The following is a 12,381-nucleotide window of genomic DNA, read 5'->3' on the forward strand; positions in this document are numbered from 1 at the left end:
ACCACATGAGTCCATCTAAAAAACAATTGCATCTGAACGTCTTTCTAATGAATACCGGTCATCACGAAGCATCGTGGCGGCATCATCAAACCGAGCCTGAGCACATTACGGATATTCGATATTTCCAAAAAATTGCTAAGATTGCTGAACAAGCGAAGTTCGATTCCCTTTTTCTCGCGGATGGGCTAGCTGTTAGTCAAAATATTAAGCATGGCGCGTTCGTGGGCCTGGAGCCTTTCACTTTACTCTCGGCGTTAGCGTCCGTTACGGAACATATTGGCTTGATTGGCACCGTCTCCACAACCTATAACGAACCTTTCCATGTCGCTCGTAAATTCGCTTCGTTAGATCATATTAGCAAAGGGCGCGCTGGCTGGAATATTGTTACATCTGGAAGCTCCTTTGAAGCGAGCAATTTCAGCAAAGACGAGCATTTGGAGCACAGCAAGCGTTATGAACGTGCGAAGGAATTCCTGGATGTCACCACAAGTCTGTGGGATAGCTGGGAGGATGAAGCGCTTGTTATTGACCGCGCGTCAGGAACATTCGCAGATCGCAGCAAAGTTCGAGAGATCAACCATATCGGGGATGCTTTCAAAGTCCGTGGTCCCTTGAATATTCCAAGATCACCGCAAGGGTATCCTGTGCTTGTGCAGGCGGGATCTTCCGAGGATGGCAAAGAATTCGCAGCGCAATATGCGGAAGCGATCTTCACCGCACAGCAAACACTGCTGGAAGCTCAGCAATTCTACTCGGATGTGAAAACCAGACTAGCGAAGTACGGTCGATCCCCTGATCAGCTAAAAATATTGCCTGGCATCTGCCCGATTATTGGCCGGACCGAAGCGGAAGCCAAAGAGAAAGAGCAGGAACTCAACGAATTAACCGTTCCTGAATATGGACTCAACCAGCTCTCGAACATGTTGGGCGTTGATCTATTCTCCTATCCGCTGGATGGACCGCTGCCAGAGCTGCCTAGCTTGTCAGAAATTAATGGAAACAAAAGCCGCTTCCAGCTTGTCGCCGACTTAGCCCAGCGAGAGAAGCTAACCATTCGTGGTCTGCTTCACCGATTGGCTGGCGGCCGCGGGCATCGCACTTTCGCGGGTACACCGATCCAAATCGCTGATCAACTCGAGGAATGGTTCCTGCATGGAGGTGCGGACGGCTTCAACGTGATGCCGCCATATTTGCCAGCGGGCATTGAAGAATTTGCGCAATTCGTCATTCCCGAACTGCAACGCAGAGGGTTGTTCCGTACCGAATATTCGGGATCCACGCTTCGTGGACATTTGGGATTAGCTAGACCCCTTAATCAGTATGCGACTGCTGCCGTAAGAGGCGGCGCATAAATATAATCATTGGAGGCTATGAACATGAGTACACATGAACAAGTAAACGAAGCAGTAAAGGGATTTGAGATTTTGCCAGTTGCAGGTCGCGTAGGTGCAGAAATCAGAGGGATTAGCCTTCAAGGTAATCTCGCCCCAGAGAAGGTTCTTGCCATTCGTGAAGCGTTGTTAAAGTACAAAGTTCTCTTCTTCCGTGAGCAGCATCAATTAGATGATGCGGGACAAGAAGCTTTCGCTCGCGTCCTCGGCAATCCAATTGCCCATCCAACCGTGCCTATCAAATCGGGTACTGATTACGTGCTGGAGTTGGATTCGAACCATGGCGGGAGAGCAGATTCGTGGCACACTGACGTGACGTTTGTCGATGCGTATCCGCAAGCCTCCGTCCTTCGTGCTGTCGTCGTTCCGGACGCCGGCGGTGACACGGTCTGGGCGAATACCGTTGCAGCTTATGAGCATTTGCCTGCAGAGCTTCGCCAAGTTGTCGATTCCTTATGGGCTCTGCACACCAATGATTATGATTATGCGGCGCAGCGTGCTCAAGTATCACCAGAAGCGAAGCGGCACCATAAGGAAGTGTTCGTCTCTACCGTCTACGAAACCGAACACCCTCTCGTTCGTGTCCATCCAGAGACGGGTGAACGTTCCTTAGTGCTTGGCCATTTCGCCAAGCAAATCATCGGCCTTTCTTCCGCCGATTCGGCGCAATTCATCGCGCTGTTGCAAGCCCACATCACAAAGCTAGAGAATACAGTTCGTTGGCGCTGGGCCGCAGGCGATGTCGTCATCTGGGATAATCGGGCAACGCAGCATTATGCCGTCAATGATTATGGCGACCAGCACCGCATCGTGCGCCGCGTGACCGTGGATGGTGACGTTCCCGTCAGTATCGATGGACGGAAAAGCGTTACACGCAAAAAACAGCCAAATGATGCGATAACGCAGGCTGGCGCTTAAAAGAATGAGCAAGACCCATTCTGGCAGTGGCTGTGGTAGTTCACCACACTGTCAGAATGGGTCTTTATCTTTAGTGCTTCCTATTCAGGTTGAGCTCCTTCATAATTTTGCGGCCAGTCGGCGTCTGAGCCAAGCCGCCTTTGGCGGTTTCCCGATGCTTCTCGGGCATCGCGGTGCCCACCTCATACATCACTTGGACGACCTCGTCCGATGGGATGACCGAGCGAACCCCTGCCAAGGCCATATCGGCTGCCGCCATGGCATTAACCGCCCCGAACCCGTTGCGTACGATGCACGGGATTTCGACGAGACCGCCGACTGGATCACAGATCAGTCCGAGGGTGTTCTTTAGTGCAAGCCCCACGGCATGCATCGCTTGCTCTGGGGTTCCGCCGCGCAGCTCAACGAGCGCGCCCGCTGCCATGCCAATGGCCGAACCCACCTCGGCTTGGCAGCCTCCCTCGGCGCCAGAGACGAAGGAATTGTTGGCGATTACATAGCCAATCGCGCCAGCACAGAGCAACCCTTTGACCAAATGATCATCCTCCCAGCCGAAACGTTGCTGACTGCTGATGAATACACCTGGAATGATCCCGCAGGAACCTGCCGTCGGCGTCGCAATAATGCGCCCCATCGAGGCGTTAACCTCCGAGACGGCAAGGGCATAGGCCATCGCTTTGCAAGCTTCTTCCCCGAGATTGGTTGGCTGCATCGCCATATAGGTCATTACCCGTTGTGCGTCTTTCCCTGTGAGTCCGCTTCGTGACGTAGTATCCTCGGTGAGGCCTTTGTCTACCGCTTCTTTCATGATCTGATAATACTCACGCATTTTATTGAATACGTACGCTGGCGGCTTGCCCGATTCTTCACTCTGATCCGCCAACATCACGTCTGCTATCGTTAATCCTTCGGATGCGCATACCTCAGCTAGCTGCTTTAAAGTTCGGAATCGCATACGTCGCCTCTTTCTGTAAGATCTACTTTGCGGACACTCGCTACCATCGGCAGTGCCAACAGTTCCTCGAGAACACCATCGGGTATAGCGGCATCCGTTTCGATAACCGTCATTGCCGCTTGATTGCGGCCTTTCCGATCCAGATCCATGAAGCCAATATTGATTGAGCTTCGGCCAAGAACAGCTGTAATATCGGCGATCATCCCAGGACGGTCATGATGCGCAATAATAAGCGTCGGATAATTTCCAGTAAATTTGACGTCAAATTGATTGACACTAATGATCTCAACATTGCCACCGCCGATGGACGCGCCCTTCATGCTAATTTGTTGATCTTCTGAGATAAGTACAATACCCACCGTGTTCGGATGATCAGCTTTATCTTTACTCATATGAAAAGCAACCTCAACCGACAGCGCTTCCGCTTCTTCTGCCGCCTGAGGAATGCGTGGGTCATCGGTATCATAATCGAGTATGCCGCCGATCAGAGCAAGGTCCGTCCCATGCCCGCGATACGTATCGGCGAAGGACCCGTATAAAGTGATTTCGGCTTTTTGCGGCTGCTCGCCTAGCAACTGTCTGGCGACACGACCTAAACGAATCGCGCCAGCTGTATGTGAGGAAGATGGGCCGATCATCGAGGGGCCAATGATGGAAAATACATCTTTAAAACGCATGACACAGCTCTCCCGTCCTTGATGTTACTTCCTATCTTCTCCTATTGTAGGAACGGAATGAATAAAAGACAAATCTTTAAATTGTCTTTAAAAATAGACCAATATTAATTATTACTCATTCATTGGGTTTGAAAATAAACCATTAATTTCAATAACTTCTGCTTTTGCAACTCTTTTGGGTCCTTCCATGAAATATCCTTTCATTCCGAGTTTAATTGTTTTTACATCTCTTTCTCTTCTTGAAGCAGCAAATAGTATCCACATTCTAGCTGTGCCCGAGACCGGAACCGATTGGCTATCTTCTAAAATAATTTCTCTATTCTCATCTTCAAATTCTGGGTGGATCACTCTAAGTGATATTGGTGTGATTGACAAATCTTCTACAAAAGCGAAGTCGGATCTATAACCTTGATATGGAAGGTGTTTTCTCCCACCTTCTTCAACACTATAAAATCTATATCGAACAGTAAAATCATGTGGATGCTTTCTTTCTGTTTCGTAAGGAACCCACATATTGATCTCTCCTACTTTATTTTTTTCAATAGATAATTTCAGCTCTTGTATTCGCGACGTCGACTTAGGCCCCACTAGAGGCGCCGCGATGCGGTTATTCGGTGCAGGTGTGTCTGCTGAAAATACTTCCTCGAAATCCTTCTTGCAGACCAAGGGGCGTAAGGCCCTCAGCGTGAATACAGTGATAGATGATGGGAATGCCTTCTTCGATTACGCTAATTTATTGAATTTATTGTCAGTTAAATCATTCAGTTTGTTAAATACTGTCTTATCACAATATAATATAGTCAAACTCTGGCCATCCGTGAAATAAATAAACATCTTACTCTTATTCCTATTATTCGCTTGTTTTGCCAAGATTCTTATTAGCTCAAAATCAAACCAATCATCATTAAATTCTATTGGCCAATGATAGTTCTTTCCATCTAATTCAAATGAAATACTTGCTTCTTCTTGATCAAAATCGACTCTACTGTCAATATTATTTAATGGCAAATCGCCTTGCGTTAATTCAACAAAATTTCTTACTAAAATATTATAGATACTCTCGTCTTCAATAAATTCAGTATCAAAATTCCAAACATCCTTAGACATTCTGATTTCCTTATCATTTTCATCAAATAAATCAGAACCGATCGTTGTAAGTAATAATATAAAAGGGTTTTCCTCGTAACATTCTCGTTCAAAATGGAATAATAGATTCTCCACTAAGCTACTTGATGCGTAATCATCAAAAGAAATACCTAGATTACATAATGTTTCTATCTGTTCTTCTAATGTTATGTTTACTTTTAGATTTTCTTTTTTATTCCGCTTGAAAAAGTTAAACATCACCTGATTCCTCTCATATAAAATTGTTTGCATCCCTTTCGTCTAATGTTGTTGTATTCACGAACCCGATAAACTTAAAGGAAAACTGAAGTCTAGGCCTTCCTGAACTACCTACAAAAGATTATACATCTATTATTCTTTAATATTCCTCTTTCAAGTTCTTTCTACTGAAAAACCTCAATGAGAATTGATAAGTTAGAGCACACAGTATCCAATAACCAAAAATTAGAATATTATCAGGAAATAACAGGTTTAAACTCTTATTATCACTCAGCGCCAAATACGTCACTATTACCACTATCATCGAAAATCCCAAGTACAGCAAAGTTTCAACCAATAATATCACTTTATTAATTCTTCTTGTCATTAAGTTAATAATTTGAGAACAAGGTATTCCAATCAGTAGTAATACTGGGAAGGTAACAATCATAAACAATACGACTCCTAGTAAGCTCTCAAAAGGTATGCGCTATAAATATCAGAATTGTCAGTTGAAGTATTGTTGGGCAAACTAGAACTGCCACTAGAAATGAGAGTAAATAATGTTTTATCTTCATGGTTCACCGCTCTCAAATAGATCTGCATAGATTGCAGATAACGTTGTTGTATTCACGACGCCGAGAGGCTTAAGGTCACGAAGTGACCAGCTGCGCTTGCGCAGTTAGCCTCGCAGGTGGTCCGCCTGAATTCACTTCCTCGAAATCCCTCTGGCGGACCGAGGGCCGAATGGCCCGAAGCGTGAATACGATGTTATATGACGTTCTCCACTTCTTAGAGCTACTCAAAAATAATTATTTATTTCTCTAAATAAAGATGCTGCCTAATATAAAATTTTTTTCTGTTTTATCGAATTTCCGAGATGAATTACCAATATTATCGCCTGTTATTATTCAATTCATTATCAATAAAATCTAAATAAAAAGAACCGCCCTTAATTGAAACTTCATCATCGCATACACTACAATCATATATTCCTTGTCCATCTTTAATAGTTATGCCAGCACCGCATGTCGGGCAATGAAAATAATTCTTGGATTCAATCAAATGCTTATTAAATATTACACTTTCATTTGATTCATCTGTGTAAAAACCATTTTCGAGTTGAGTACTTTTGCATTTAGTGCATACTGTTCTCGAATTACTCATTAAGGTTTGACAGTTTAAACATCTTTTCATTTTGATTTTCAAAATTATCCCCCTCTTTTTTTTATTGGTGATTTTAATTTCCATTTGCTCTTTGGAGAATGTCATATAAGGTTGTTGTATTCACTAACCCGAGAGGCTTAAGGCGCGTTAGCACCAGGTGGCTTCGCCACTTAGCCAGGTGTTGTCTGCCTGAAACCCTCTTCCTCGAAATCCCTCAGGCAGACCAAGGGGCGTTAGCCCCGCAGCGTGAATACGGTGTTAGATGATGTCGACGACAACTCGAGTAAACGCAAATATGCACTTTAAACTTTATGTTATTGAACTTTTTCTATTAATCTTTCAAATATATTCCTTTCATTTTCTCTCAGTTCCATTGCTATTTCCATTATAAAAGGTTTAGCAAAATCAGTTACCCTAAAATAAATTGGATCAGTATTTTGAAGATTAATAATTCCTTTGTTATGCAAGTCTTCTAACTCTTTAATCAAGTACTTACTAACATATGTTGCAATTACTTCATCTTTAACAATCAATTGTGGATGCCCAAACTCCGGGTCAGGCGCAATTTTTGTATTGTTGTTAATCGAGTGTGCAATCGCGAATAATATACTTGGAATATTAGTGATGACCATTGATTTAATAAAGGCTCTAGTAATTTCATTCTTCATTTTATCAATTGATTTTTCATCCCTTATTGTCATAACCACGTCACTAATAACATTATTTCTTTTCCGTTCAATTTCTTCAAAGTAATTATGCATTGGGTTCTGAATTACTTTTAAGAAGTTACTGTCGTCTCTATAATCAGTCGGAGCATACAGCTTAGCGTGATGGCTAATCACTAGCTTTACGAAGACCGCTAATACTATAAGTGGATATATGACAATAAAAAATATTAACAATCTCTGTGAAAAAACATCAAAAGAACCAGTTCCAACAACTAATGCTGCTACACCATAGATCATAAATAAAAATAAAGAAATGATTCCTAATGGGTTTTTGGAAAACGCACTAATTGTTTCTTTATCGTACTTCATTGAAAAGCCCCCCAAATATAATTATGTCTTGGCTATTTCATCTAACGTTGTTGTATTCACGATCCCGAGAGGCTTAAAGGAGCGCCAGCGACTGGGTCGAAGACTTAGCCTCGCAGGAGTTGTCTGCCTGAATCCACTACTTCGAAATCCCTCGGGCAGGCCAAGGGGCGTTAGCCCCGCAGCGTGAATACGGTGTTATCTGACGTACTCGACCTCTATGATATTCTTGCAACTAGTCCTTCACCGATTGAGAATAGAACTTCTTCATTTAATAAGTAAAGACACCTCCATTCCTTGTAAATTGGCACATCGAACATCATTACAATTGGTTTCATTAAATTACTAATCTCAATGATTTCAATCTTATTGAATTTCGTAAGACTTCTATTATCATTAAATATTTGTTCGCACTGCTCTTCTGATAAATCTTCACTATAGATTCCAATTCTATTCTGATATATCTGATCTAAATCATATGTATAGAAGCCCCCTGGGCTATAGAGCCTTGATCCTTCTATTCTCCAAATTTCTAAAATATCAATTCCTTCAACTCTTGTACCAAAACATCTAATGGTACTTCGATTCATTTGATTCAGTACAGAAACGAACTCATTATATTTAGGCTTTGCCCATACTATAGTGCCATTAATAAGACTTTGAACTGGTTCAAAGTCACGATTACTAAACGAGTACTTGGATTTCATTGGCTCTTTCCAAGCAATATGTGTATCTAAATCTATTACTTCTAAATACCCATAATCAGAACATCCTGGATAATAGCAATGGCTACATACATCAAGCTGAATCAGCGAATCATATTCTGATTCGAGGTGATAAAAGTAATCTGCAATAATGACACCGTTTAACTTAAGATAAAAAGTTCCTTCAATATGTGGAACTAATTCATATTCGTTTACCATCATATGAGATCACCTCCAATTGGTCCTTTCGAGTATGTCAGATAAAATTATTGTATTCACTAACCCGAAAGGCTTAAAGGAGCGTAGCGACTGGGTGGCTCTACCACTTAGCCTTGCAGGGTTGTCTGACTGAAACCGCTCCCCCGGAATCTGTTTTGGCAGACCAAGGGGCGCCAGCCCCGCAGCTTGAATACGGTGTTTTATGATGGATTAGCCCCACTTCTTTGAATAGAGACAGGACGTCGGCCCACATTGAATTTATATTCTTATTCTTATTAGAGTTTTAATACATTATTGATTTATCCAATCTTATTGAATATACCTTATTGTCTATCATACAAAATTCAAGTGTTCGTTTATTTCTCTTATCTATATATCCTATAATCATGCTACCTTGTTCAAATCTTTCATAATATTGATACCCATATTGTTCTAATATTGTATTCAGATCATTTCCTAGTGATATTCCTTTATTTGTTTTGAAATCTTTTGAATCATTTCTTATAGATATTCCATTATCGGTTTTAAAGTCACTTGAATATGTAAAAATCCTTATTATCTTGTCATCATTTTTTTCAGTTACTACAACCATTCCTTTGTTTGATTGATAGTAGTCAAATAAAGCATTATCCTGACTTTTAAGTTCTCCGACATTACTTAAGAACTCCTCAGACTTTATAGATTGATTTAATTTTACTCCCGAAATATTCTCGTTAGTCAGATCTGAACTGGTCGTAGTATAGTATTTTAATGTCCTGAATCCCAAATCAAAGTATGAATTTATGCCGATTCCTAAACTAATTATGATGATCGTAATTACTGCAAGTATCTTCAGTTTTTTTCGCATTAATCTTTTCCTACTTTCTTCGAGCAACAGGACGTTTCGAACGAGATACTTTCAATTAGTCTCTTTAGGGCCAATCTTTTATAACGTTGTTGTATTCACGAACCCGAGAGGCTTAAAGGAGCGTCAGCGACTGGGTCGAAGACTTAGCCTCGCAGGAGTTGTCTGCCTGCCTCCCCTTCCTCGAAATGCCTCTGGCAGACCAAGGGGCGATAGCCCCGCAGCGTGAATACGTTGTTATACGAAGTAATTGCCTTCTTTGAAAAACTTACAAACTCTTTAAGGTCCCATAATTTATTTCTTTAATTCTATTTACTATGTAGTCTGCAGCTGAAAGATCTTGATTACCTGAATTCAAATTCTTATACCCAATACACTTCATTCCTGCGGCTTTAGCTGCTACAATTCCGTTTTTAGAATCCTCTAAGACTATACATTCTTCCACTCTGACGCCAAATAATTTTGCGATTCTTAGATAAATATCTGGGGCCGGTTTCCCCTTCAATACTTCTTCTCCACTAATTATGTCACTAAAATTATGACGTATATCAAACTTCTTCAAAACTGCTTCAATAAAAATTCTAGGAGATGAAGATGCCAAGCCAATTCGAATCTGATTTTGTTTCAGCGTTACAATTAACTCCTTGACTCCTTCTATTGGTTGCTCGTTTGACTGTTTAAGTAATTCTAGCTTTGTATTTAATTGCAAGTTAATTATCTCTTCAACAGTTTGACTTAAGGAGTATTTAGCAATTAGCTTCGACCACATTTCAGGATTGGTCATCCCAACAAATTCTTCTAGTTCCTTTTGGGTTATGTCAATTCCAAATGTATTCATCACATACTCATCTACTTTAAAATGAAGCGGCTCACTATCAATAATTACCCCATCCATATCAAAAATAAATGTACTAAACATATATTATGAACTCCTTCATGTTTTTAAAATATTGCAATAATTTCGTATAACGTTGTTGTATTCACAAACCCGAGAGGCTTAAAGGAGCGCAGCGACTGGGTCGAAGACTTAGCCTCGCAGGAGTTGTCTGCCTGATTAAGCTCCCTCGAAATCCCTCTTGCAGACCAAGGGCCATAAGGCCCGCCGCGTGAATAGGGTGTTAGAAGATGTTGGCGCCTTCTCTGAAATACTTAAAAATAGTCTTTATCGTTCATTATCAATTCTAATCGAAATTTCCTCAGTCCACTGTGCATCCCTTACCCAAAATCTTATAGTATGTAAAGTCAAAATTCACATCAGTTTTATCTAAACTCAGCATATGTTTGCACATCTATCTAGCCCAAGAGCGTATAGTCTTGAATAGTCACTTCTCGTCGATTCTTTCCAGATTCCGTATATGTACGCACATCTGCCTAACCCGAGAGCGTATAGTCTTGTAGAGTTACTTGGCGTCGATTCTTTCCAGGTTCCGCATATGTTTAATCATATATCTGACCCGAGAGCGTTTTCTTATATAGTCACTTCACATCGTTTCTTTCCAGATTACACCATATAATTACAATTCAATATTACACATCAACTGTAGATGTTTTTATTTTTGTATTGGTTTGCGCCAATTTCTTATAACGTTGTTGTATTCACGAACCCGAGAGGCTTAAAGGAGCGGAGCGACTTGGTCGAAGACTTAGCCTCGCAGGAGTTGTCTGCCAGATTACACTTCCTCGAAATCCCACTTGCAGACCAAGGGGCGTAGCCCCGCAGCGTGAATAATGTGTTAGCTGATGTTACTGCCTTCTATGAATTAACTTTTAAATGAACTTAATCCTTCAATCATTAATTCTTATAAAATATGTTCTGACTCTTTTGGTATTCTTTAATAAATCAAGACCGCTCATTATTACACCAATTGCTCCAATTATTTCTGTAACTAATCTCATTTCTGTTAGAGGAAACTCTGCCTCATATAGAACCAAACCATATAACATTATTATTGCATGTAAAACAATGATTACTAAAGATATAAGGGCTTTACTTAAATATGTTCCAATTTGAAATTTTGATAATGATACATAAAGTATTGCTGATAGTATATTTAATAAAGTAAACATCATTGCATCTTTTGTAGGGTTCACTTGAACATCTACAAAACTTGCAGAATGTGTTGTATACTCTTCCGCTGTAATAAAGTAGCTAAAAGCAAAGACGGTAATAATAAAACCGATTACTATAAGACCAAGATTAAATCCAAACCATGCAATGTGTTTCATAATTGCTCCTAGGTATTCATATATTTTTTTGCAGTAATTTCAGCTAACGTTGTTGTATTCACGAACCTGAGAGGCTTAAGGCGCGGCAGAGCCGGGTCGAAGACTTAGCCTCGCAGGGTTGTCTGCTGAATCCGCTTCCTCGAAATGCCTCTTGCAGACCCAGGGCAGAATGGCCCGCAGCGTGAATACGCTGTTAGCTGATGTTGCTGGCTTCTTCGACTTCACCCTCAATGGTTATACACATCCCTTTATGAAGTTATTTATTTCGTGGTATAATGTCTTATATAGTTTTTTATGAAGAGGAGCTGAAAATATGGCCGTTTCTAAAGATCACTTAAACAAATTAATTCAACAATTGTCTGATGATGCCCTTCCTATAGCTGCAGACTTCCTAGAAAAGTTACTAATTGGAAAAGATCAACATATCCCTTGGGATGATGAACCAACAACACTAGAGGACTTAGACGCGATTAAAAAAGCCAAAGAAGCATTTGCTCGTGGTGAGGGTATCAAACTTAAGAATGTTATAGATGACTTACTCAATTGAATTTAACAAAGATGCCTTAAAGTACCTACAAAAACTAGATAAACCTACACGCACACGGATCGTACAGCATCTACAAATTCTTAGTGAAAATCCATATCACACCGAACTTGACATCAAGAGAATGCAAGGTACTACTGGAGATTATCGCTTGAGAGTAGGTTCTTTCAGAGTTATTTACTCTGTGAAAGATGCTGTATTACTTATCTATGTAATTAAAATTGGCTCTCGTGGTGATGTCTATAAATCTTAGCATCTGGTCTATTCTTTCAAAGAATAGGCTTTTTGTTATGGTTTCAGCAATTTCAGCTAACGTTGTTGTATTCACGAACCCGAGAGGCTTAAAGGAGCGGAGCGACTGGGTCGAAGACTTTGCCAC

15 protein-coding genes are annotated in these 12,381 nt (G+C 41.1%); 4 read left to right on the forward strand and 11 right to left on the reverse strand.

Annotated features, from left to right (window positions below; all coding sequences use genetic code 11):
• The first annotated feature begins 5 nt into the window (after positions 1-5).
• Positions 6-1,352: an LLM class flavin-dependent oxidoreductase gene (locus MJB10_RS21505; protein ID WP_314798224.1), complete on the forward strand. Its 1,347-nt coding sequence runs from the start codon at positions 6-8 to the stop codon at positions 1,350-1,352.
• 24 nt (positions 1,353-1,376) lie between these two features.
• On the forward strand, positions 1,377-2,309 hold the full coding sequence (locus MJB10_RS21510) for a TauD/TfdA dioxygenase family protein (protein WP_314798227.1): 933 nt from the start codon (positions 1,377-1,379) through the stop codon (positions 2,307-2,309).
• A 70-nt stretch (positions 2,310-2,379) separates the two neighbouring features.
• On the opposite strand, the gene sdaAA is transcribed toward MJB10_RS21510, so the two are convergent.
• From sdaAA to MJB10_RS21565, 11 genes are all read right to left on the reverse strand, one after another.
• On the reverse strand, positions 2,380-3,264 hold the full coding sequence (sdaAA, locus tag MJB10_RS21515) for an L-serine ammonia-lyase, iron-sulfur-dependent, subunit alpha (RefSeq protein ID WP_314798229.1): 885 nt from the start codon (positions 3,262-3,264) through the stop codon (positions 2,380-2,382).
• Positions 3,246-3,941: an L-serine ammonia-lyase, iron-sulfur-dependent subunit beta gene (gene sdaAB, locus MJB10_RS21520; protein ID WP_314798231.1), complete on the reverse strand. Its 696-nt coding sequence runs from the start codon at positions 3,939-3,941 to the stop codon at positions 3,246-3,248. Before sdaAB ends, sdaAA begins: the two co-directional genes overlap by 19 nt.
• Positions 3,942-4,052: 111 nt before the next feature.
• On the reverse strand, positions 4,053-4,454 hold the full coding sequence (locus MJB10_RS21525) for a hypothetical protein (protein ID WP_314798235.1): 402 nt from the start codon (positions 4,452-4,454) through the stop codon (positions 4,053-4,055).
• A gap of 210 nt (positions 4,455-4,664) precedes the next feature.
• The gene (locus MJB10_RS21530) at positions 4,665-5,285 is read right to left on the reverse strand and encodes a hypothetical protein (protein ID WP_314798238.1); all 621 of its coding nucleotides are present in this window, start codon (positions 5,283-5,285) and stop codon (positions 4,665-4,667) included.
• 632 nt (positions 5,286-5,917) lie between these two features.
• Positions 5,918-6,070: a hypothetical protein gene (locus MJB10_RS21535; protein WP_314798240.1), complete on the reverse strand. Its 153-nt coding sequence runs from the start codon at positions 6,068-6,070 to the stop codon at positions 5,918-5,920.
• Positions 6,071-6,158: 88 nt separating this feature from the next.
• Complete coding sequence (locus MJB10_RS21540; RefSeq protein WP_314798242.1) at positions 6,159-6,473, reverse strand: hypothetical protein; 315 nt, start codon at positions 6,471-6,473, stop codon at positions 6,159-6,161.
• 272 nt (positions 6,474-6,745) lie between these two features.
• Complete coding sequence (locus MJB10_RS21545) at positions 6,746-7,468, reverse strand: hypothetical protein (RefSeq protein WP_314798244.1); 723 nt, start codon at positions 7,466-7,468, stop codon at positions 6,746-6,748.
• Positions 7,469-7,683: 215 nt separating this feature from the next.
• Entirely contained in the window at positions 7,684-8,391 is a 708-nt protein-coding gene (locus MJB10_RS21550; protein WP_314798247.1) for a hypothetical protein, read from the reverse strand.
• Between the two features lie 280 nt (positions 8,392-8,671).
• The gene (locus MJB10_RS21555; RefSeq protein ID WP_314798250.1) at positions 8,672-9,235 is read right to left on the reverse strand and encodes a hypothetical protein; all 564 of its coding nucleotides are present in this window, start codon (positions 9,233-9,235) and stop codon (positions 8,672-8,674) included.
• Between the two features lie 265 nt (positions 9,236-9,500).
• The gene (locus MJB10_RS21560) at positions 9,501-10,151 is read right to left on the reverse strand and encodes an HAD family hydrolase (protein WP_314798252.1); all 651 of its coding nucleotides are present in this window, start codon (positions 10,149-10,151) and stop codon (positions 9,501-9,503) included.
• Between the two features lie 866 nt (positions 10,152-11,017).
• Positions 11,018-11,458, reverse strand: a complete 441-nt coding sequence (locus tag MJB10_RS21565; RefSeq protein WP_314798254.1) for a hypothetical protein — start codon at positions 11,456-11,458, stop codon at positions 11,018-11,020.
• 313 nt (positions 11,459-11,771) lie between these two features.
• Between MJB10_RS21565 and MJB10_RS21570 the strand changes: the two genes are divergently transcribed.
• The gene (locus MJB10_RS21570) at positions 11,772-12,005 is read left to right on the forward strand and encodes a hypothetical protein (protein WP_314798256.1); all 234 of its coding nucleotides are present in this window, start codon (positions 11,772-11,774) and stop codon (positions 12,003-12,005) included.
• The gene (locus MJB10_RS26760; RefSeq protein ID WP_397386551.1) at positions 11,989-12,255 is read left to right on the forward strand and encodes a type II toxin-antitoxin system RelE family toxin; all 267 of its coding nucleotides are present in this window, start codon (positions 11,989-11,991) and stop codon (positions 12,253-12,255) included. The genes MJB10_RS21570 and MJB10_RS26760 overlap by 17 nt, the downstream gene beginning before the upstream one ends.
• Positions 12,256-12,381 lie beyond the last annotated feature (126 nt).

The sequence above is a fragment of the Paenibacillus sp. MBLB1832 genome (genome assembly GCF_032271945.1).
Classification (GTDB): domain Bacteria; phylum Bacillota; class Bacilli; order Paenibacillales; family NBRC-103111; genus Paenibacillus_E; species Paenibacillus_E roseopurpureus.